Genomic DNA, 20,523 nt, shown 5'->3' on the forward strand with positions numbered 1-20,523 from the left:
GGAGATGTCCGGCAGGACAGAGGGGGGCGCGAAGGAATGCTGTCATTTCCAGGCTACCTCCTCGTTGAAGCCCTCAAAACGCTGTCCTTGACCGCAGCGCGGCGGCCAGTGTGCCTTCGTCGAGATAGTCGAGCTCGCCGCCGACCGGAACGCCATGCGCGAGCCTTGTCACCTTGACCTCGAAGCCGGAGAGCTGGTCGGTCAGGTAGTGCGCCGTGGTCTGGCCTTCGACCGTGGCGTTGACGGCGAGGATCACCTCCTTGACCTCGCCGCCGGCGACGCGGTCGACCAGCGAGCGGATGTTGAGCTGGTCGGGGCCGATGCCGTCGAGCGGCGACAGCGTACCGCCGAGCACGTGGTAGCGCACATTCATCGCCGCCGCGCGCTCCAGCGCCCAGAGGTCCGAGACGTCCTCGACGACGATGAGCGTGCCGGCGTCGCGGCGCGGATCGGTGCAGATCATGCAAGGGTCGGAGGTGTCGACATTGCCGCAGGTCGAGCAGATGCGCACCTTGTCGACCGCCTCGCCCATGGCGGCGGCGAGCGGCTCAAGCAGCTGCTCCTTCTTCTTGATCAGATGGAGCGCGGCGCGCCTGGCCGAACGCGGGCCCAACCCCGGCACCTTGGCCAGGAGCTGGATCAGGCGTTCGATCTCTGGACCGGCGATTCGTTTCGACATCGCACTGATCTAGGATTTTTCAGAGCGGTTTGGAACATGCACCAGCGGGGAATGATCCGCCATGCTGCCAGGCGGACCATCGATTGCCGGTCAGATCAGTAGGCTTCGAGCGGCCGGCTCTGGCTGACGATCATCGCGCCGATGGCATCGGTGTTCTCGGGCGTCGACTGGAAACCCATCGCGGCTTCCTGCGGCGCGCTCGGCACCGAGGTGATGTAGCGGTTGTTCAGGGCGCCGCCGAAACGCGAAGCATCCGGCTCTGCCATCGGCTCCTGCATCGCCACCACAACCGGTTTCGCCGCGACGCGGCCCGCCTTCGCCGCAGGCGCAATGGCGGCGGTCATATAGGTTTGCTCGGCAGCACCGGCTCGGTTCGTTGCCGTCCTGGCCGCGGACGCGGGCTCCACGGCAGCGGTCATCAAGGCCTGCTTGGCCGGATCCGGACGGACAATCGTCTTGACCACCGGCTCGGCGGACGCGACCAGCACCGGGGCGGTGGCAGGCGCCGGCTGCCTTGGCGTGGCCGAGGCCATGGCGACCATCGGCTCGTCCGGCAGCGGCTGCCAGTTGCGGCCGCGCTTCTCGTAGAAGGCGTTGCCGCCGGCGACCATCGTGTAGTGCATGTTCTTGTAAGGGAAGCGCAGGCCGGCGGTGTGGAAGAACATGGTGTTCTTCAGCTTGGCGTTGCGCTCGCCCTTGAGCACGGCGTCGGCGGCCTCCTCGACATCGGGCATCGCCCTCGAATTCATCGGCCGCGTCATCACGCCGGGGGCAAACTGGCCCCGCTCGCCGACGACCTCGCAGATCGTGCTGCCGTGCTGACCCGAGCGCAGCCGGTTCATGACGACCGTGCCGACGGCGATCATGCCGTCGCGGCTCGACCGGTTGGATTCGAAGAACATCGCCCTTTGAAGGCATTCCCTGTCCTTGGGGGTGGCGCCGTAGGAGCGCGAGCTCAGGAAACTCGGCGTGATGGCATCGGTCAGCTTGGCCACCGACATGCCGTGCGAAGTGGTCTGGCTGCAGCCGGCCAGAAGCAAGGGGGAAGTGACGATGCCGAGGAACAGCAGCGGCGTCTTCCATCGCGTCGCGATCAACAAAAAAGCCTCATTTCCAGATGCCAGCCCGCCCCGAGATGTGGCAAGAATGAGACTCTTAAAGGCAAAAAGATGGCTAAAGGATTAGCATTCGTGCAGCATAGGTAAAACTTTATGAATGGCTGGAAACGACCGCGTGAACAAAGCCGGGGAATGTCTTAACAACTGCCCCGGCGTCCGATTTCCGTTCATAATCAATTAACTGGAGGCAGCCGGCTCAGAACGGCAATTTCATTCCGGGCGGGATCGGCAAGCCTGCCGTGAGCGCCTTGGTCTTTTCCTGCATGACCTGCTCGACCTTATTTTTGGCGTCATTGTGGGCGGCGAGAATGAGGTCCTCGACGATCTCGGCCTCATCCTCCTTGAGCAGCGACGGATCGATCTTCAGCACCTTCATCTCGAACTTGCCGGTCAGCGTCACGCTAACCAGGCCGCCGCCCGCCTGCCCGGTGGCTTCGAGCGTGGCGATCTCATCCTGCATGGCCTGGAACTTGGCCTGCATTTCCTTCGCCTTGCCCATCAGGCCGAGAAGATCCTTCATCCAAATGTCCTCTTCAGTTCATTGTTGGAGCATGATCTTGTCCGAAAACCGGTTCCCACTTTTCGGGATCATGCTCTAGATTTCGTCGTCATCCGCCGCCGGATCGACCGCCAGGTCGGCCTCGGCCTCTTCCACTTCCGGCACGTCCGGAATGCGCACATCGATGATCTTGGCGCCAGGGAAGCGGGCGAGGATGGCGGCGACCGTCGGGTCGCTCTTGGCATCAAGGAAGGCGATCTCGCGCTTCGTCGTTTCCATCTCAGCCAGCGTCTGCCCGCCATCTTCCTTCGACAGCGAGACCAGCCAGTTGCGGCCGGTCCAGGCACGCAACTTGGCGGTCAGGTCGTTGAGCAGCATCTTCGGCGCATCTTCGGTCAGGCTGACGTCGAGGCGGCCGGGCTCGATGCGCACCAGCCGCACGCAGCGCTTGATCAACACCTTGAAGGCGATGTCGCGATTGGCATCGGCAAGGGCGGCAATGTCGGCCAAGGACTTCACCGGCACAGCAGGCGTTTCGACGACCGGTTCCGGCGCCGCGACAAAGGCCGCGGGCACGGGCTGCGCCTCGACCAGCCGCATCGTCTGCGCGCCGCCTCCGGCGGACGGCATGCGCGCCTGCGCCACAGCGCTGGCGCCGCCATTGCCGGGGCTTGCCGGCGCCCCGTTGGCGCGCGGCGCGCCATTCGGAACCGGCGAAGCGCCCTCCAGCGATTTCAGCGCCTCGTCCAGTGTCGGCAGGTCGGCGGCATGGGCGAGGCGGATCAGCACCATCTCGGCGGCGCTCACCGGCCGGTTGGAGGACTGCACTTCGGGGATGCCCTTCAGCAGCATCTGCCATGTCCTGGACAGCACGCGCACCGACAGGGCGCTGGCGAAATCGCCGCCGCGCCGGCGCTCATCCTCGGAGAGCGAGGCATCGTCGGCAGCCGTCGGCACGAAGCGCAGCCTGGTGACGAGGTGGTTGAATTCGGCAAGGTCGGTGAGCACCGCGGCCGGATCAGCGCCGGTGTCGTACTGGGCGCGGAATTCGGCCAGGGCCGCCGCGACGTCGCCCTTCATGACATGCTCGAACAGGTCGACGATGCGGGCGCGGTCGGCGAGGCCGAGCATGGCGCGCACGGCCTCGGCGCTGACCGTGCCGCTGCCATGGGCGATCGCCTGATCGAGGATGGAGAGCGAATCGCGCGCCGAGCCTTCGGCAGCGCGCGCGATCATCGCCAGCGCGTCGTCGTCGACCGAAATGCCTTCCTTGGCGGCGATCGCCGACAGATGCGCGACCAGCGCGCCGGCATCGATGCGCCTCAGATCAAAGCGCTGGCAGCGCGACAGGACCGTGATCGGCACCTTGCGGATCTCGGTGGTGGCGAAGATGAATTTGACGTGCGGCGGCGGCTCTTCCAGTGTCTTCAGCAGGCCGTTGAAGGCCTGGGTGGAGAGCATGTGCACTTCGTCGATGATGTAGACCTTGTAGCGGGCCGAGACCGGCGCGTAGCGCACGCGCTCGATGATGTCCCTGATGTCGTCGATGCCGGTGTGCGAGGCGGCATCCATCTCGATGACGTCGACATGGCGGCCCTCCATGATCGCCTGGCAATGCTCGCCTGGGATCGACAGATCGACCGAAGGCTGGTCGACGGTGGCGGTCTTGTAGTTCAACGCTCGCGCCAGAATGCGCGCCGTGGTCGTCTTGCCGACACCGCGCACACCGGTCAGCATCCAGGCCTGGGCGATGCGCCCGGAGGCGAAGGCGTTGGTCAGCGTGCGGACCATCGGCTCCTGGCCGATCAGCTCGGAGAAATTCGAGGGGCGGTATTTGCGCGCCAGAACCCGATAGGCGCCTGCCTTATCCGTCCCCAAGTTTCCGGCTTCGCTCATTCGCCGTCAAAGCTCCCAGGACCGCGACGGAAGGCGGCCGATACCTGCGCATAGTTTCGCCCGCACGGCTTGGCGCCGTCAATGTCGCGAGAGAAAGGCGAAGAGGCGGGAGGCTGGAACAATGACCCGTTCCGGGCTCGTTAGGGCTGCTTCCTTCCGGACCTGACCCGGTTGGCGAGTGGATCGTCCACCACCAACCTCCCGCGCTCCATATCGGCAATTCGGCGATGAAATGCAAGGGCAGACCTGATTGAGCAGCCCAAACCGGATGTGCCGCGGGGCAGCAAGACCTTCAAATCCGCAATATCGGCCAATGATTCGCTTGCAGCCCCATTGCAGCCGCTCTAGCGTTCATGGCTCAAAAGACGCTGCAATGCCCACAAAAGTGAAGGAAACGCCAATGCTGCCGGGCCTCAAGGCCGGATTCACGCTCGACGCCAGGCTGGAGGCGGACAGCGAGCAGCTGATGTGGCTCGGCCTGTGCGAACTCAGGCTGATGAACGATTGCCGCTGGCCATGGCTCATCCTGGTGCCGCAGCGGCCGGGCGTGGAGGAAATCCATGACCTGACGCCGCTCGACCAGGCGATGCTGACCTTCGAGACCAACATGGTGGCGCAGGCGCTGAAGAAGGCGACAGGCTGCACCAAGATCAATACCGGCGCGCTGGGCAACATCGTGCGCCAGCTGCACATCCATGTCATCGCCCGTTCGGAGGGCGATGCGGCCTGGCCAGGGCCGGTCTGGGGGCATGGCCTGCGCGAGCCCTACAGCAGTTCCGAGATCCGGCGGTTTGCCGAAACGATCAAGGCGGCGCTATAAGCTGACCTCGTGCCCATCCCCGAAGCCCTGAGTCCCCATGACCTTCCGCCTGTTTGACGCGCCCTTGCGGGAGCCGAGCCAATTCGTCGGCTTCGCCGGCAACACGATCGACCGGCAGTCGGAGACGCGCGCCGACGACTCCGTCGAACAGGCGCTCGCCGATGCCGCGACGCGGCTTCTCTTGATGCATGGCGGCCGGCTCTACCTGAAACTCGACGCCGACAACTTCGACCCCTGGTTCGCGGCACCGGAAAGCCAGCCGTTCAAGGTCGCGCTCGACCAGGGTGTGCTGCTCGGCTTTTCCGACGCCGGCCCGGTGCTGGCGGTGCCGGCGGGCATCGAGCCGGAAGAGCTTCCCGAGACCGTCAAAGCGATCGACTACCGCTCCGTCTACATGCAGGGCCTGATCGACGAGGCGGCGGCCGGCGCGCTGGCGCAAGGGGCGGCTCTTCTTGCCTGGCATGCCAGCCACGCCTTCTGCTCGAAATGCGGCAACCGTTCGGAAATGCGCGCCGGCGGCTACAGGCGGCACTGCCCGGCCTGCGGCACCGATCACTTCCCGCGCACCGACCCGGTGGCGATCATGCTGACGGTGACGGCGGACAAATGCCTGCTCGGGCGCGGCCGGCATTTTGGACCCGGCATGTATTCAGCACTTGCCGGCTTCATCGAGCCCGGCGAAACGATCGAGGCGGCGGTGCGCCGCGAAACGCTGGAGGAGGCCGGGATCCGGCTCGGCCGCGTCGTCTACCACGCCAGCCAACCGTGGCCGTTCCCCTATTCGCTGATGATCGGCTGCTTCGGCGAGCCGCTCAACGACGACATCCAGGCCGATCTCAACGAGCTGGAGGACTGCCGCTGGTTCTCGCGCGACGAGGTGCGCCTGATGCTCGACAGGACGCATGCCGATGGCTTGATCACGCCGCCCAAGGGGGCTATCGCGCATCACCTCATCCGCGCCTGGGTCGACAGCGAATAGGAGCAGAAGAATGATCCGTCACACCGTTGTGTTCACGCTGAAGCATCCCTTGCAGTCGCTGGAAACGAAGCGCTTCCTGCACGACGCCAAAAAGATCCTCACCGGGATCAAGGGCGTCACGCATTTCGAGCAGTTGCGGCAGGTGAGCCCGAAGAACGACTACCAGTTCGGCTTCTCGATGGAGTTCGCCGACCAGGCGGCCTATACCCGCTACAACGAACATCCCGACCATGTCGCCTTCGTCCGCGACCGCTGGGTGCCCGAGGTCGAGAAATTTCTCGAAATCGATTATGTGCCGCTTGGCTTTGGCTGAGATTGGATCGAGCGCCAATGTCTGAGATTAGCCCGGACCTTCATGAGGTCGTCATCCCAGGGCGGAGCGACGCATCAAAGGGCACAGAGGAGCAGAATTCTGCACCGTGGGCGGCGCTCGACCCTAACGGCATGGATCCTCGGGTCTGCGCGCGTCGCGTCGCTCCTTGCTTCGCCCGTGGATGACGAAGCGTCTCGCCTGACCTCGCAAGCGCAGCCAGCTAATCCGCGACCTTCCACTGCTCGCGCGACGCGCTTGCCGGATAGACGCCGAGGATGCGCATTTCGCGCGAGAAGAAGCGCAGTTCGTCGAGCGCCAGCTTGACCAGCGGATCGTCCGGATGGCCCTCGATGTCGGCATAGAACAGCGTCGCGGTGAAGGCGCCGAGCTGGTAGCTCTCCAGCTTGGTCATGTTGATGCCGTTGGTGGCGAAGCCACCCATCGCCTTGTAGAGCGCGGCCGGCACATTGCGGACGCGGAAGATGAAGGTGGTCATCATCTTGGCATCGGCAGACGGCCGCTCGGCCCACTGCTTGTTCTTGGTCAAAACGACGAAGCGGGTGACGTTGGAGTCGGTGTCCTCGACGTTCTTCTCGATGATGTTGAGGCCGTAAAGCTCGGCGGCGAGTGCCGGCGCCAGCGCCGCCATGGTGCGATCCTTGACCTCGGAGACCATCTTGGCCGAGCCCGCCGTGTCGCCGGCGACCACCGGCTTCCAGCCATTCTTGCGGATGTATTTGCGGCACTGGCCGAGCGCATGAATGTGGCTGTGCACGGTCTTGATCTCTTCGCGCTTCACCCCCGGCAGCACCATCAGCTGGAAATGGATCGGCAGGAAATATTCGCCGACGATGTGCAGCCGCGATTCCGGCAGCAGGTGATGGATGTCGGCGACGCGCCCGGCAATCGTGTTCTCGATCGGGATCATGGCGAGCTCGGCCTTGCCGGTCTCGACCGCGTTGAAGGCATCCTCGAAGGTCGGGCACGGCAACGGCTCCATCGACGGGAACATGTTGCGGCAGGCGGTGTCGGAATTGGCGCCCGGCTCGCCCTGGAAGGATATTCTGTTGGTCTTTTCAGGCATGCCCAATATCTCAGTTTGAAAGGATTTCCCTGGCGCGCTCCAGGTCGTCGGGCGTGTCGACGCCGAGCGGCACGGACTGCACGATCTCGGCATCGATGCGCATGCCGGCCTCCAGCGCCCGCAGCTGTTCCAGCCGCTCGCGTCGTTCCAGCGGCGACGGCTTCAGCGCGACGAAGCGCTCGAGCGCGGCTCGCCGATAGGCGTAGAGGCCGATATGGTGATAGAGCGGCCCCTCGCCCCAGGGCGCGGTGGCGCGGGTGAAATAGAGCGCCCTGAGCCGTGTCGCAGACAGCGGCGAACCGACGATCTTGACGACGTTCGGATTGGTCTTCTCCTCGTCGCGGACGATCTCGACGCCGAGCGTCGCGATGTCGACCGATTTATCCTCGAGCGGCTTCAGCGATGCGCCGATGATCTGGGGATCGATGGTCGGCAGGTCGCCCTGCACATTGACGATGGTTTCGACCTTTTTCTCCGGATCGAGCGCATTCAGCGCCTCGAAAATGCGGTCGGAGCCGGACTGGTGATCGTCACGCGTCATCACGGCCTCAAAGCCGTGCGCGCGCACCGCTTCCGCCACCGCCTCGGTGTCTGTCGCCACCACGACCCGGCCAAGCCCGGCCTCGGCGCCGCGGCGGGCGACATGGACGATCATCGGCACGCCAGAAATGTCGGCCAGCGGCTTGCCCGGCAGGCGGGTCGAGGCCATGCGGGCCGGGATAAGGATGAGCGTGGACATCGGTGCGACGGGGCGTTGGAAAAGGGGGCTGGCGAAAGTGGCAAAAGGTCTCACTGGAAGCGCCCTTATAGGTGTTGCAACGCCGGAGCAAAAGACCTAGTTTCCGCCCGATTTGACCGGCCTGAGAGGTCGGTTCGGGATACCGACGGACGGAGTGGACGGATCGGTCCGCCGGAAAAGGGAGCAAGGGGCGCATGGATTCCAACGAAGTCAACAAGCTGCTCGCCGGTCTCCTTGGCACCGTCTTCGTCGTCTTTTCGGTCGGCATCGTGTCCGACGCGCTGTTTGCCTCGCCCGCACCCGAGAAGCCCGGCTTCGCCATCGAGGCGGCAGAGCCCGCCGAAGGCGGCCCGGCCGCCCCGGCCGCTGAAGCCAAGCCGATCGCCGACCTGCTCGCCACCGCCAATGTCGAGGCGGGCGCGGCCGTGTTCAAGAAATGCCAGGCCTGCCATTCCGGCGAGAAGGGCGGCCCGAACAAGGTCGGCCCCGATCTCTGGGACATCGTCGACCGTCCCGTCGCCGAGCATGAGGGCTTCGCCTATTCGGCCGGCATGAAGGATTTTTCCAAGGGCGGCGCCGAGAAGTGGACCTACGACAACCTCAACCACTTCATCACTTCGCCGAAGAAGTTCGTGAAGGGCACGGCGATGGGTTTTGCCGGCCTGCCGAAGGACGAGGACCGTGCCAACGTGATCGCCTATCTGCGCACGCTGTCGGACAGCCCCAAGCCGTTGCCGGCGCCCGGCGCTTCGGCCGAAGCCAAGCCTGCGGAAGGCGCCGCGCCGGCCAAGCCGGCCGAGGGCGCAGCCCCCGCCAAGCCGGCGGCACCCGCTCAATAAACAATTTGTCATAAAGACATCCTCAGAAAAGCCGGGTTCGTCCCGGCTTTTCTGTTAGGAAAACCGCATGTGTGGCGACAAAGCCGGCGCATTGCGGTTTCCACGGTCGTCAAATGATCTAGATTGCCGGTGGGGATTGTTCGCTAGAGGAGAACGCATGACGGTTGGCCGAACTGTTCTCAAATCCGCACTGATAGCGGCCGCCCTTGCCGGCAGCCTGCAGGCCGGCTTCGCGGATGAATGGCGCACCACCTCCTCGCTGATCGGCGACTCCAAATACGGCGACAACTTCCAGCACTACGACTATGTCAATCCGGACGCGCCGAAGGGCGGCACCTACAATTCCGTCGTTCTCGGCACCTTCGACAGCTTCAACCCCTACATCGTGCAGGGTTCGCCGGCCGCGGGGCTGGTCGGCTTCGGTGGCGGGCTGCTCTACGACACGCTGATGGAGCAGTCGACCGACGAAGGCAGCACCAGCCATCCGCTGATCGCGGACGCCTACAAATATCCGGCCGACTATTCCTCGGCGACCTACCGGCTGGACCCGAGGGCCAAATGGCACGACGGCGAGCCGATCACCACCGACGACGTGATCTGGTCCTTCCAGGTGCTGAAGGCCAACAGCCCGCAATACAGCCGCTATTTCGAGAACGTTACCGACGCCGTCGCCATCTCGGACCGCGAGGTCGAGTTCCATTTCAACCAGAAGGGCAATCGCGAGCTGCCGAAGATCATCGGCGACCTCGCGGTGCTGCCGAAGCACTGGTGGGAAGGCACCGACGCCAACGGCAAGAAGCGCGATGTCACCAGACCGACGCTGGAACCACCGCTCGGCTCGGCCGCCTACAAGATCGCCAGCTTCAAGCCGGGTTCGGAAATCGTCTGGCAGCGCGTGCCGGACTATTGGGCCGCCAAGCTGCCGGTGAAGATCGGCCGCGAGAATTTCGATACGCAGCGCTTCACCTACATCCTCGATGACAATGCCGCCTGGCAGGCCTTCACAAAAGGCGGACTTGACGACATCAAGCCGGAAAACAGCTCGAAGCGCTGGAAGACGTTCTATAATTTCCCGGCGATCCAGGCCGGCGACGTCATCAAACAGGAATTCAAGACCACCTCACCCGAGCCGATGCAGGCCTTCATGCTGAACCAGCGGCGTCCCCTGTTTGGGGATCGCCTGGTGCGCGAGGGACTGACCTATCCGCTCGATTTCGAGACGATGAACCGCACGCTTTTCTATGGTTTCAACACCCGCACGCAGAGCTATTTCCAGGGCACGGAACTGGCATCCAGCGGGCTGCCGCAGGGCAAGGAGCTGGAAATCCTGGAAAAGTACCGCGACAAGCTGCCATCCGAGCTCTTCACGCAGGAATTCAAGCTGCCGGTCTACGATACCCCTCAGGCCGAGCGGAAATATCTGAAGCAGGCGGTCGAGCTGTTCGCCAAGGCCGGCTGGGTCATCAAGGGCGGCAAGATGGTGAATGCCAAGACCGGCGCGCCGTTCAAATTCGAGATCCTCGGCTGGAACGATACCGACCAGGTCATCGCCAGTCCCTGGATCGCCAATCTGCGTAAGATCGGTGTCGATGCGACGCTGCGCATCATCGACCAGACCCAATATGTCAACCGCGTCAACAATTTCGACTACGACGTCATCATAGGTCAGCTCGGGCAGTCTGAATCGCCCGGCAACGAGCAGCGCGACTTCTGGACTTCGAAGGCCGCCGATAAGCCTGGGTCGCGCAACTATGCCGGCATCAAAGATCCGGTCGTCGACGCGCTCGTCGACCGCATCATCTTCGCCACCGACCGCGACGACCTCGTCGCCGCCACCCACGCGCTCGACCGGGTGCTGCTGTGGAACTTCTATGTGGTGCCGCAATATTACCGCGCCGTGTTGTGGCTCGCCTACTGGAACAAGTTCGGCATCCCGGAAAAGCAGCCGACCTATAGCGGCGCCGACCAGAGTTCCTGGTGGATCGACCCGGCGAAGGAAAAGGCGCTGGCCGCCAAATACAAGAGCAGCAATTGATGGGTCGACAACCGACGATGGCGCGCTCCCGCCGCGATGTCCTGGCGCTCGGCGCCGCCGCCACGGCCGCCGCGCTATTACCCAGCCGCGCCTTCGCCGCCACTCCGACGGGCGTGAAACTGCACGGCCTGTCGGCCTTCGGCGACTTGAAATACAAGCGGGATTTCGCGCATTTCGACTACGTTAACATCGACGCGCCGCAAGGCGGCACGTTCAACTTCTCGCCGCCCAACTGGGGCTACAACCAGAGCCCGCAGACCTTCAACACGCTGAACTCCTACACGCCCAAGGGCGATTCGCCGCCCCGCATGGGCCTGTGCTTCGATTCGCTGATGACCAGGGCGCTGGACGAGCCGGACGCCGTCTACGGCCTGATTGCCGACGGCGTGACGATTGCGGACGACCGCAACAGCTTCACCTTTTCGCTGAGGCCCGAGGCGCGCTTCCATGACGGCACGCCGCTGACCGCCGAGGACGCGGCCTTCTCCTTGAAGCTGTTCAAAGAAAGGGGCCATCCCGACCTGTCGCTGTCGCTAGCCCATCTCGACGATGCGGTCGCCGTCGATCCGCGCACGCTCAGGCTGAGTTTCTCCGGCAAGCAATCCGCCCGCACCATCCTCAACATCGTCGAATTCCCGATCCTGTCGAAGGCCTTCTATACCGCCAACCCATTCGATTCCTCGCAACTCAACCCGCCGCTCGGATGCGGCGCCTACAAGGTCGGCCGCTGGTCGGCCGGGGCCTGGATCGAATTTGAGCGGGTGGCCGACTATTGGGGCAAGGATCTTCCGGCCAATCGTGGCCAGAACAATTTCGAGCGCATCCGCATCGAGTTCTACCAAGATCGGACCGCCGGCTTCGAAGCCTTCAAGAAGGGCGAGATCCTCTACAGGGAGGAGTTCACTTCGCGCGTCTGGGCGACGGCTTACGACTTTCCGGCCTTCACCGCCGGCAAGGTGGTCAAGCACGAATTCCCGGCCGAGGCCTTGCCCTCGATGCAGGCCACCGCCGTCAACCAGCGGCGTGAGCAGTTTCGCGACCCGCGCGTGCGGCAAGCGATCGGGCTCTGCTTCGACTTCGAATGGACGCGGCGCAACTTCTTCTACGGCTCCTACGAGCGCTCGCAATCGTGCTTCGAGAAATCGGACTTTCGCGCGCAAGGCACGCCTTCGCCCGAGGAGCTTGCCCTGCTGGAGCCGCTGCGCGACCAGCTGCCGCCGGAGACCTTCGGCGAGGCGGTGACGCAACCCGCCTCGGACGGTTCGGGGCGCGACCGCAAGATGCTGGGCAAGGCGGCCAAGCTGCTCGCCGGGGCCGGCTGGAAGCGGTCCGGCGATTTCGTCGTCAACGACAAGGGCGGACGGCTGGCGGCCGAGTTCCTGGTCGATGACGAAACCTTCGTCCAGGTCTATTCGCCTTGGATCGCCAACATGAAGGCGGTGGGCATCGACGCCACGATCAGGCTGGTCGATTCAGCGCAGTATGAGCTCAGGCAGTCGACCTTCGATTTCGATCTGTTGTCGGCCGCCTTCTCCTTTTCGGCGACACCGACCCGCGACGATGTCGAGATCTTCTTCCATTCGAGCACGGCGACGGTCACCGGCTCGCGCAACCTGCCGGGCATAGCAAGCCCGGCGATCGACGCGCTGATCGACGCCGTCGGCGCCGCCAAGGACCGCGAAAGCCTGACCGTTGCGATGCGGGCGCTCGATCGGGCCTTGCGCGCGCGGCGCGATTGGATTCCAAGTTGGTTCCTGGCGAATCACCGAAGCGCCTATTGGGACATGTTCGGCTTTCCGGAACAGAAACCCGATTTCGGCTTTCCGGTCGAGACGCTGTGGTGGGTCGACAAGGGCAAGGCGGCAAAGATTGGCAAAGGGTGAATTTCTTGCGGGCGTTGGCGCCGCCCCTCACCTGCCTGCCGGCATCCTCTCCCCGTATGGTAACGGGGAGAGGGAGGCCTTCACCAATGGTTTCGCCAATCGCAAGCGTCGCAGCGAAAGCGCCGAGATTGGGGCCAGCCCCTTTCTCCCCGTCTCTATACGGGGAGAAATGTCCGGCAGGACAATGAGGGGCGGCGCCGGCGTCGACAATTGGTCTGAAGCGACTGCCTTGGCGACGCTTTCAGGTACGGCGGGCCTACTCAAGAAGGACGATGCCTGATGGGCGCCTATATACTGCGCCGCATCCTGTTGATGATCCCGACGTTGTTCGGCATCATGGCGATTTCCTTCGCCGTCATCCAGTTCGCCCCCGGCGGGCCGGTCGAGCAGGTCATCGCCAGGCTCACCCACCAGGGCGGCACCGACCGCCTGGGCGGCGGCGGTGGCGATGCCGGCGGCGGTGGCGGCAATGTCGATGTCGCCGGCGACGTCAGCTCGAAATATCGCGGCGCGCAAGGGCTCGATCCGGAATTCATCAAGAAGCTGGAAAAGCAGTTCGGCTTCGACAAGCCGCCGCTCGAGCGCTTCGGCATGATGCTGTGGAACTACGCCCGCTTCGATTTCGGCGACAGCTATTTCCGCGACATCTCGGTGCTCAAGCTGATCCTGGAAAAGATGCCGGTGTCGATCTCGATCGGCCTGTGGATCACGCTTCTGTCCTACCTGATCTCGATTCCGCTCGGCATCCGCAAGGCGGTCAAGGACGGCTCGGCCTTCGACGTCTGGACCAGCGGCGTGGTCATCGTCGGCTACGCCATTCCCGGCTTCCTGTTCGGCATCCTGTTGATGGTGCTGTTTGCCGGCGGCTCGTTCTGGGACTGGTTTCCGCTGCGCGGCATCGTCTCGGACAATTGGGACCAGCTCTCCTGGCCGGACAAGATCGTCGACTATTTCTGGCACATGACCTTGCCGCTGACGGCGCTGGTGCTGTCAGCCTTCGCCACGACGACGCTGCTGACCAAGAACTCCTTCCTTGAAGAAATCCGCAAGCAGTATGTGGTGACGGCGCGCGCCAAGGGCCTGTCGGAGCGCAAGGTGCTCTACGGCCACGTCTTCCGCAACGCCATGCTGATCGTCATCGCAGGCTTTCCCGGCGCCTTCATCTCGGCCTTCTTCACCGGGTCGCTGTTGATCGAGAACATCTTCTCGCTCGACGGGCTCGGCCTGCTCGGCTTCAAGTCCGTCGTCGACCGCGACTATCCGGTGGTGTTTGCCAACCTCTACATCTTCTCGCTGCTCGGCCTGTTCATCAATCTTCTGTCCGACCTCATCTACACATGGGTCGATCCGCGCATCGATTTCGAGCGGAGGGACGTCTGATGGCGGAAGCCGCTGCCGCAACGACGCCCGCCCGCATCGCCCGCCCCTGGCTGTCGCCGCTCAACCAGCGGCGCCTGCAGAACTTCAAGTCGAACCGGCGCGGCTTCTGGTCGTTGTGGATCTTTCTCATCCTGTTCGTGCTGTCGCTGTTTTCCGAGTTCATCGCCAACGACAAGCCGATCATCGCCTCCTACAAGGGCGAGATCCTGTTTCCGGTGCTGGTCGCCTATCCGGAAGAGAAATTCGACGGCTTCTATGCCGTGACCGATTATCGCGACCCCGTCATCCAAGACGAGATCAACGCCAATGGCTGGATGATCTGGCCACCGGTGCGCTACTCCTACCAGACGGTCAACAACGCCATTCCCGAGGCGGCTCCGACCAAGCCGTCCTGGCTCTACGACAAGAAGACGCTCTGCAACCAATACCCGCAAGGCGCGGCCGACCCGAACTGCTCGGTCGGCAACTGGAACTGGCTGGGCACCGACGACCAGGCGCGGGACGTGCTGGCGCGGCTGATCTACGGCTTCAGGATATCCGTCCTGTTCGGCCTGATCCTGACCGTGGGATCGTCGCTGATCGGCGTGGCGGCCGGCGCCATGCAGGGCTATTTCGGCGGCTGGACGGACCTTCTGTTCCAGCGCTTCATCGAGATCTGGTCGGCAATCCCGGTGCTCTATCTGCTCCTCATCGTCGCCGCCATCTTGCCGCCCGGCTTCTTCATCCTGCTCGGCCTGATGCTCTTGTTCTCCTGGGTGGCGCTGGTTGGCGTGGTCAGGGCCGAGTTCCTGCGCGCCCGCAACTTCGAATATGTCAACGCCGCGCGCGCCCTCGGCGTGCCCAACCGCACGATCATGTTCCGGCACCTGTTGCCCAACGCCATGGTGGCGACGCTGACCTTCCTGCCCTTCCTGCTCTCCGGCTCGATCTCGACGCTGACCTCGCTCGACTATCTCGGCTTCGGCCTGCCGCCGGGCTCGGCCTCGCTCGGCGAAATGCTTAAGCAGGCGCAGCGTAACCTCAACGCGCCGTGGCTCGGCATTTCCGCCTTCATCGTCATCTCGCTGATGCTGTCGCTGCTGGTTTTCGTCGGCGAGGCGACGCGCGACGCCTTCGATCCGCGCAAGACGTTCAAATGAGCGAGCCCCTGCTTTCCGTCCGCGATTTCAGCGTCGCCTTCGCGCAAGGCGGCAAGCAGTCGCTGGCCGTCGACCACATCTCCTTCGACATCGCCAAGGGCGAGACGGTGGCGCTGGTCGGGGAGTCCGGTTCCGGCAAGTCGGTCTCGGCGCTGTCGGTGCTGAAGCTCCTGCCCTACCCGACGGCCAGCCACCCGTCCGGACGGATTCTGTTCCAGGGCGCCGACCTGTTGGCCATGGACGAGAAAGCGCTGAGGCGCGTGCGCGGCAACAAGATCACCATGATCTTCCAGGAGCCGATGACCTCGCTCAATCCGCTGCACACAATCGAGCAGCAGGTCGTCGAGGTGCTGAAGCTGCACCAGGGGCTCGGCGACAGGCAGGCTCGAGCGCGCACGCTGGAACTGCTCAACGAGGTCGGCATACGCGACCCGGAAAAGAGGCTCGACGCCTATCCGCACCAGCTTTCCGGCGGCCAGCGCCAGCGTGTCATGATCGCCATGGCGCTGGCCAACGAGCCGGAGCTTCTGATCGCCGACGAGCCGACGACGGCGCTCGACGTCACCGTGCAGGCGCAGATCCTCGAGCTGCTTGCGAAGCTCAAGGCCCGCAAGGGCATGTCGATGCTGTTCATCACCCATGATCTCGGCATCGTCAGGAAGATCGCCGACCGCGTCTGCGTGATGACCAAGGGCAAGATCGTCGAGAGCGGCCCGACCAAGGACATCTTCGCCAATCCGCAGCATGCCTATACCAAGCACCTGCTGGCGGCCGAGCCGAAAGGCAAGCCGCCGGCTGCGAATACCGACGCCAGGGCGGTGATGATGGGCAAGGACATCAAGGTCTGGTTCCCGATCAAGCGCGGCTTCTTCCGCCGCACCGTCGACAATGTGAAGGCGGTGGACGGGATCGACGTCACCGTGCGGGCCGGCCAGACGCTCGGCGTCGTCGGCGAATCCGGCTCGGGCAAGACGACGCTTGGGCTGGCGCTTGCCAGGATGATCTCGTCGACCGGAACCATCCAGTTCGACGGGCGCGACATCAACCAGCTCTCCTTCAATGCCATGCGGCCGCTCAGGCGCGAGCTGCAGATCGTTTTCCAGGACCCGTTCGGCTCGCTCAGCCCGCGCATGTCGATCGCCGAGATCATCGAGGAAGGACTGAGGATCCACGAGCCGAAGCTCACGCCCGACCAGCGCGACGACAAGGTCGTCGACGTGCTGAAGGAGGTCGGGCTCGATCCCGAGACGCGCAACCGCTATCCGCACGAATTCTCCGGCGGCCAGCGCCAGCGCGTGGCCATCGCCCGCGCCATGGTGCTCAACCCGCGCTTCGTCATGCTGGACGAGCCGACCTCGGCGCTCGACATGAGCGTGCAGGCGCAGGTCGTCGACCTCCTGCGCAGCCTGCAGGCCAAGCACGATCTCGCCTATCTGTTCATCAGCCACGACCTGAAAGTCATCCGCGCGCTTGCCAACGACGTCATCGTCATGCGCAATGGCCAGATCGTCGAAGCCGGGCCTTCCGAACAGATTTTTGGCAGCCCGCAAACCGACTATACTCGGGCACTGATCTCGGCCGCGTTCCGGATCGAGACGGCGCCGACCGGCGTGGTCAGCGAATAGGCAGGGCCAAAGCTGAAATGACAGGGAAGAAAAATCCGCACATGGAAAAAGGCCGCGTCCTGCTTGCCGTCACCGGCTTTCATCCGCAGCGCTGGCGCGAGCTGCTCTCGGCCCAGCGCGAGGTGGTGCTGGAGCCGGACGGCGCCAGCGATCCCTCGATTACCTATGCGGTGGTGTGGAAGCAGAAGGCCAACCTGCTTTCGTCCCTGCCCAATCTGCGCGCCATCTTCTCGATCGGCGCCGGCGTCGACCATATCTTCGCCGATCCCGGCCTGCCCGACGTGCCGATCGTCAAGGTGGTCGCCGACAACCTCACCCAATACATGACCGAGTATGTGGTCTGGCGCGTGCTCGACCATCACCGCCAGGGCATGCTCTATCAAGCGCAGCAGAAGAAGAAGACCTGGCACGAACCGCCGCAGCGGCCGGCCGGCGACATCTCGGTCGGCATCATGGGGCTCGGCAATCTCGGCCGCGCGGCGGCGTCGGTGCTGTTGTCGCTGGGCTTCGCGGTCAATGGCTGGTCGCGGACGGAGCGGCCGATGAAAGGTGTTTCCACCTATGCGGGCGAGGTCGGGCTGATCCCTTTCCTCAACGCCACCGACATATTGGTGGTGCTGCTGCCGCTGACGGCCCAGACACAAGGCATCGTCAACTACAGTCTTCTGAAGGAACTGCGCAAGCGCAACGGCCTCGGCGGCTCGGTGCTGATCAATGCCGGACGCGGACGCCTGCAGAAGGATGCCGACATCCTGCGCGCGCTGGAGGACGGCACGCTGAAGGAGGCGAGCCTCGACGTGTTCGAGGTCGAGCCGTTGCCGAAGACCAGCCCGCTATGGGCGCATCCGAAGGTGTTCGTGACGCCGCATGCGGCGGCGACCTCCGATCCTGTGCATCTGGTGCCGATCATGCTGCGGCAGATGGCGGCTTACGAGCGCGGCGAGAAGCTCGACAATATCGTCGACCGCGAGGCCGGATACTAAATCCTCAAGACGGCTTCGAGCCGGGCAGTTCGAACTTGTTCTTCTTTTTCGGCTGGCCGCAGTCGCGGCGCTCGATCGACCGGTTCATGGCGTCGATCTGGCCGCTTGCCCTGTCGCTGTCGCGCGTCGCCTTGGAGCGCATGTCGGGCGTGAACGGACCGAAACCCATGGCCGGGTTGGAGAAGGTCGTCTTGGCGGTCGTCGGCAGGTGATTTTGCTCGGCCAGCCCATTGCGCTGGGCAATCAGCTGATCGCACGGCACGCTGTCATATTGCAGCGAGGACTGAACGTCCTCGTCCTGGCGTTCCGCCATCGAGGTGCCGCCGACGCAGCCGGCCATTGCCAGGCACGAGGCCAAGGCCATCATGTTCCAGCGCATGGTGTCCCTCTCTTTCTGTGTCCGCCCCGTACAACCCCGACACGAGATTCGGGCTTTTTCGCAGCAGGAACCTGGCGCAGGTTCACGACGTCGACGATTTCCCCGCCACCACGGCGAGGCCATCGATCGGCTCGTGGCGGTCGTGGCGGACGATCGTGCTGTCCAGCGACAAGATCGAAAAGCCGCTGGCGGCCAGAACGCCCCGCACGTAGCCTTGCGAATGCGCATAGCGGCGGGACGGGCGCAGCGCGAAACCGTTGCCGCCGTCCAGTTCTCCATCAGCCAGCGTCTCGACGGAGAAGGCAAACAATCCATCCTCGGAAAGCATGCCGGCGACGGTGCTCACAATGCCTTCGAGCGCGCCGACATAGATGAACACGTCGGCCGCCACCACCAGATCGGCCTTCGGGCCGGCAAACGCAAAGTCCTGCAGGTCGGCCTTGACGAGCCGGTCGTAAATGCCCTTGGCCCGCGCCTGCTTCAGCATGGCCGCCGAGATGTCGCAGCCCTCCAGCCGGTCGGCGATCGGCCGCAGCCTTTCGCCCATCAGGCCGGTGCCGCAGCCGAGGTCGACCGCCAGAGAGAAGCGGCCCGGCCGGACCGATCGAATGGCGTGATCGAGGAATTCTGGCATCCGGTAGCCGAGCTTGCCGACGAGCGACTCCTCAAAGGTAGCTGCATACTGGTCGAACAGGGTCTCGACGAAGGCGCTGGGCGGGGCTGCCGCAGCCGGCGCCTTGCCGATTAGTTGCAGCTTCAGCGCGGCGCCCAGCCGGTCCGCAGGCTCCAGCCGCATCGCCATCGCCCAGGCCTGCGCGGCCTGCTCGGGCTGGCCGGCGGCTTCCTGCATCTCGCCGAGGCGGAACCAGCCGGCCGACCATTGCGGCGCCAGCTCGAGCGCGCCGAGCAGCAGCTCCGCCGCAGCAGTGGGATCGCCGGAGGCGCCGAGCATCTCGGCGAAGTCGGCGCGGCGGTCGGCGGTCAGGTCGCCGGACGAGGCCTGGAACGGTTTCATGGTGCAAGGATCCCACCGGCGATCGGACCGGCGACTGGCTGTAGGATGAGTCAGCAGTCTCTGGCAACAGGCTTCCCGCGCCGGATTTAGCCACTATCTTGAAGCCATGCGCGCCAGCGACCTGCTCAAGCCCCGCCCCGAGGGCCTCTACTGCCCGCCCGGCGATTTCTTCATCGACCCGGTGCGGCCGGTGGCCCGCGCGCTGATCACGCACGGCCATTCCGACCATGCGCGCTCCGGCCACGGCTCGGTGCTCGCGACCCGGCAGACGCTCGACATCATGGCGTTGCGTTATGGCGAGGATTTTGCCGGGGCCACGCAGGCCGCCGTCCTCGGCGAGACGATCGACCTCAACGGCGTGTCGGTCAGCTTTCATCCGGCGGGCCATGTGCTGGGCTCGGCGCAGATCGCAGTCGAGCATCGGGGCATGCGCATCGTCGCTTCCGGCGACTACAAGCGCCAGAAGGACGCCACCTGCCAGCCGTTCGAGCCGATCCCTTGCGACATCTTCATCACCGAGGCGACGTTCGGCCTGCCGGTGTTCCGCCATCCGCCGGACACCGAGGAAATCGTCCGGCTGCTGAAATCGGCGGCGCAGTTTCCGGAGCGCTCGCACCTGATCGGCGCCTATGCGCTCGGCAAGGCACAGCGCGTCATGCGGCTCTTGCGCGACTGCGGCTACGACAGGCCGATCTATATCCATGGCGCGCTGGCGAAGCTCAGCGAATATTACCAGAGCCAGGGCATCGACCTCGGGCAGCTCGACCCAGCAACGGTCGACAGCGGCGGCAAGGACGATTTCGCGGGCGCCATCGTCGTCGGTCCGCCGGCGGCCTTCGCCGACCGCTGGGCGCGGCGATTTCCCGACCCGATCTCCTGCTTCGCCTCGGGCTGGATGCGCATCCGCCAGCGCGCCAAGCAGGGCGGCGTCGAACTGCCGCTGATCATCTCCGACCATGCCGACTGGGACGAGCTGACCGCCACGATCAAGGAGACGGGTGCTTCGGAAATCTGGGTGACCCACGGCCGCGAGGAAGCGCTGGTGCGCTGGTGCGAGCTGGAAGGCATCGCAGCGCGGCCGCTGCATCTGGTGGGCTATGAGGACGAGGGCGATTGAT

General features: G+C 64.4%; 20 protein-coding genes and 1 other RNA gene. 12 read left to right on the top strand and 9 right to left on the bottom strand.

Annotated features, from left to right (window positions below; translation table 11 throughout):
* Positions 1-73 precede the first annotated feature (73 nt).
* From recR to ffs, 5 genes are all read right to left on the bottom strand, one after another.
* Positions 74-679 carry a recombination mediator RecR gene (recR, locus tag EN857_RS01205; RefSeq protein WP_040985994.1) on the bottom strand — a complete coding sequence of 202 codons (606 nt, stop codon included), beginning with the start codon at positions 677-679 and terminating at the stop codon, positions 74-76.
* A gap of 95 nt (positions 680-774) precedes the next feature.
* The gene (locus EN857_RS01210) at positions 775-1,776 is read right to left on the bottom strand and encodes a cell wall hydrolase (protein WP_135857673.1); all 1,002 of its coding nucleotides are present in this window, start codon (positions 1,774-1,776) and stop codon (positions 775-777) included.
* A 217-nt stretch (positions 1,777-1,993) separates the two neighbouring features.
* A complete protein-coding gene (locus EN857_RS01215; RefSeq protein WP_127310768.1) occupies positions 1,994-2,317 on the bottom strand; it encodes a YbaB/EbfC family nucleoid-associated protein in 324 nt (107 codons plus the stop codon).
* 75 nt (positions 2,318-2,392) lie between these two features.
* Positions 2,393-4,192 (bottom strand): DNA polymerase III subunit gamma/tau, encoded by a 1,800-nt coding sequence (locus EN857_RS01220; protein ID WP_135857675.1) that lies wholly within the window; start codon positions 4,190-4,192, stop codon positions 2,393-2,395.
* Positions 4,193-4,297: 105 nt separating this feature from the next.
* An RNA gene (gene ffs, locus EN857_RS01225) (signal recognition particle sRNA small type) lies at positions 4,298-4,394 on the bottom strand.
* 198 nt (positions 4,395-4,592) lie between these two features.
* Between ffs and EN857_RS01230 the strand changes: the two genes are divergently transcribed.
* The 3 genes from EN857_RS01230 to EN857_RS01240 are packed head-to-tail and all read left to right on the top strand — an operon-like array spanning position 4,593 to position 6,304.
* Positions 4,593-5,012 (top strand): HIT family protein, encoded by a 420-nt coding sequence (locus EN857_RS01230; RefSeq protein ID WP_127285627.1) that lies wholly within the window; start codon positions 4,593-4,595, stop codon positions 5,010-5,012.
* A 37-nt stretch (positions 5,013-5,049) separates the two neighbouring features.
* Complete coding sequence (gene nudC / locus EN857_RS01235) at positions 5,050-5,991, top strand: NAD(+) diphosphatase (RefSeq protein ID WP_135857678.1); 942 nt, start codon at positions 5,050-5,052, stop codon at positions 5,989-5,991.
* Positions 5,992-6,001: 10 nt separating this feature from the next.
* Entirely contained in the window at positions 6,002-6,304 is a 303-nt protein-coding gene (locus tag EN857_RS01240; protein WP_127285625.1) for a Dabb family protein, read from the top strand.
* 220 nt (positions 6,305-6,524) lie between these two features.
* On the opposite strand, the gene EN857_RS01245 is transcribed toward EN857_RS01240, so the two are convergent.
* The gene (locus EN857_RS01245) at positions 6,525-7,388 is read right to left on the bottom strand and encodes a prephenate dehydratase (protein WP_135857680.1); all 864 of its coding nucleotides are present in this window, start codon (positions 7,386-7,388) and stop codon (positions 6,525-6,527) included.
* A 10-nt stretch (positions 7,389-7,398) separates the two neighbouring features.
* Entirely contained in the window at positions 7,399-8,127 is a 729-nt protein-coding gene (locus EN857_RS01250; RefSeq protein WP_127285623.1) for a 3-deoxy-manno-octulosonate cytidylyltransferase, read from the bottom strand.
* A 194-nt stretch (positions 8,128-8,321) separates the two neighbouring features.
* Between EN857_RS01250 and EN857_RS01255 the strand changes: the two genes are divergently transcribed.
* The 8 genes from EN857_RS01255 to EN857_RS01290 all read left to right on the top strand — a co-directional run bounded on the left by EN857_RS01255 (position 8,322) and on the right by EN857_RS01290 (position 18,011).
* On the top strand, positions 8,322-8,966 hold the full coding sequence (locus EN857_RS01255; RefSeq protein WP_127285622.1) for a cytochrome c family protein: 645 nt from the start codon (positions 8,322-8,324) through the stop codon (positions 8,964-8,966).
* A gap of 157 nt (positions 8,967-9,123) precedes the next feature.
* Entirely contained in the window at positions 9,124-11,001 is a 1,878-nt protein-coding gene (locus EN857_RS01260) for an extracellular solute-binding protein (protein ID WP_135857682.1), read from the top strand.
* Entirely contained in the window at positions 11,001-12,884 is a 1,884-nt protein-coding gene (locus tag EN857_RS01265; protein ID WP_245511246.1) for an extracellular solute-binding protein, read from the top strand. Before EN857_RS01260 ends, EN857_RS01265 begins: the two co-directional genes overlap by 1 nt.
* Positions 12,871-13,164 carry a hypothetical protein gene (locus EN857_RS01270; protein ID WP_127391804.1) on the top strand — a complete coding sequence of 98 codons (294 nt, stop codon included), beginning with the start codon at positions 12,871-12,873 and terminating at the stop codon, positions 13,162-13,164. Before EN857_RS01265 ends, EN857_RS01270 begins: the two co-directional genes overlap by 14 nt.
* On the top strand, positions 13,164-14,264 hold the full coding sequence (locus tag EN857_RS01275) for a microcin C ABC transporter permease YejB (protein WP_128274875.1): 1,101 nt from the start codon (positions 13,164-13,166) through the stop codon (positions 14,262-14,264). Before EN857_RS01270 ends, EN857_RS01275 begins: the two co-directional genes overlap by 1 nt.
* The gene (locus EN857_RS01280; protein ID WP_135857685.1) at positions 14,264-15,403 is read left to right on the top strand and encodes an ABC transporter permease; all 1,140 of its coding nucleotides are present in this window, start codon (positions 14,264-14,266) and stop codon (positions 15,401-15,403) included. Before EN857_RS01275 ends, EN857_RS01280 begins: the two co-directional genes overlap by 1 nt.
* A complete protein-coding gene (locus EN857_RS01285; RefSeq protein ID WP_127393952.1) occupies positions 15,400-17,028 on the top strand; it encodes an ABC transporter ATP-binding protein in 1,629 nt (542 codons plus the stop codon). Before EN857_RS01280 ends, EN857_RS01285 begins: the two co-directional genes overlap by 4 nt.
* Positions 17,029-17,069: 41 nt before the next feature.
* Positions 17,070-18,011: a glyoxylate/hydroxypyruvate reductase A gene (locus tag EN857_RS01290; protein ID WP_128275637.1), complete on the top strand. Its 942-nt coding sequence runs from the start codon at positions 17,070-17,072 to the stop codon at positions 18,009-18,011.
* 4 nt (positions 18,012-18,015) lie between these two features.
* Here the strand turns inward: EN857_RS01290 and EN857_RS01295 are convergent, their stop codons facing one another.
* Entirely contained in the window at positions 18,016-18,390 is a 375-nt protein-coding gene (locus EN857_RS01295; RefSeq protein WP_127286553.1) for a hypothetical protein, read from the bottom strand.
* An 82-nt stretch (positions 18,391-18,472) separates the two neighbouring features.
* Positions 18,473-19,405, bottom strand: coding sequence for a methyltransferase domain-containing protein (locus tag EN857_RS01300; protein ID WP_135857688.1), 933 nt, complete (start codon positions 19,403-19,405; stop codon positions 18,473-18,475).
* Positions 19,406-19,511: 106 nt separating this feature from the next.
* Between EN857_RS01300 and EN857_RS01305 the strand changes: the two genes are divergently transcribed.
* A complete protein-coding gene (locus EN857_RS01305; protein ID WP_127286551.1) occupies positions 19,512-20,522 on the top strand; it encodes a ligase-associated DNA damage response exonuclease in 1,011 nt (336 codons plus the stop codon).
* The last annotated feature ends 1 nt before the right edge of the window (position 20,523 follow it).

This window comes from Mesorhizobium sp. M4B.F.Ca.ET.214.01.1.1 (genome assembly GCF_004791545.1).
GTDB classification, from domain to species: domain Bacteria; phylum Pseudomonadota; class Alphaproteobacteria; order Rhizobiales; family Rhizobiaceae; genus Mesorhizobium; species Mesorhizobium abyssinicae.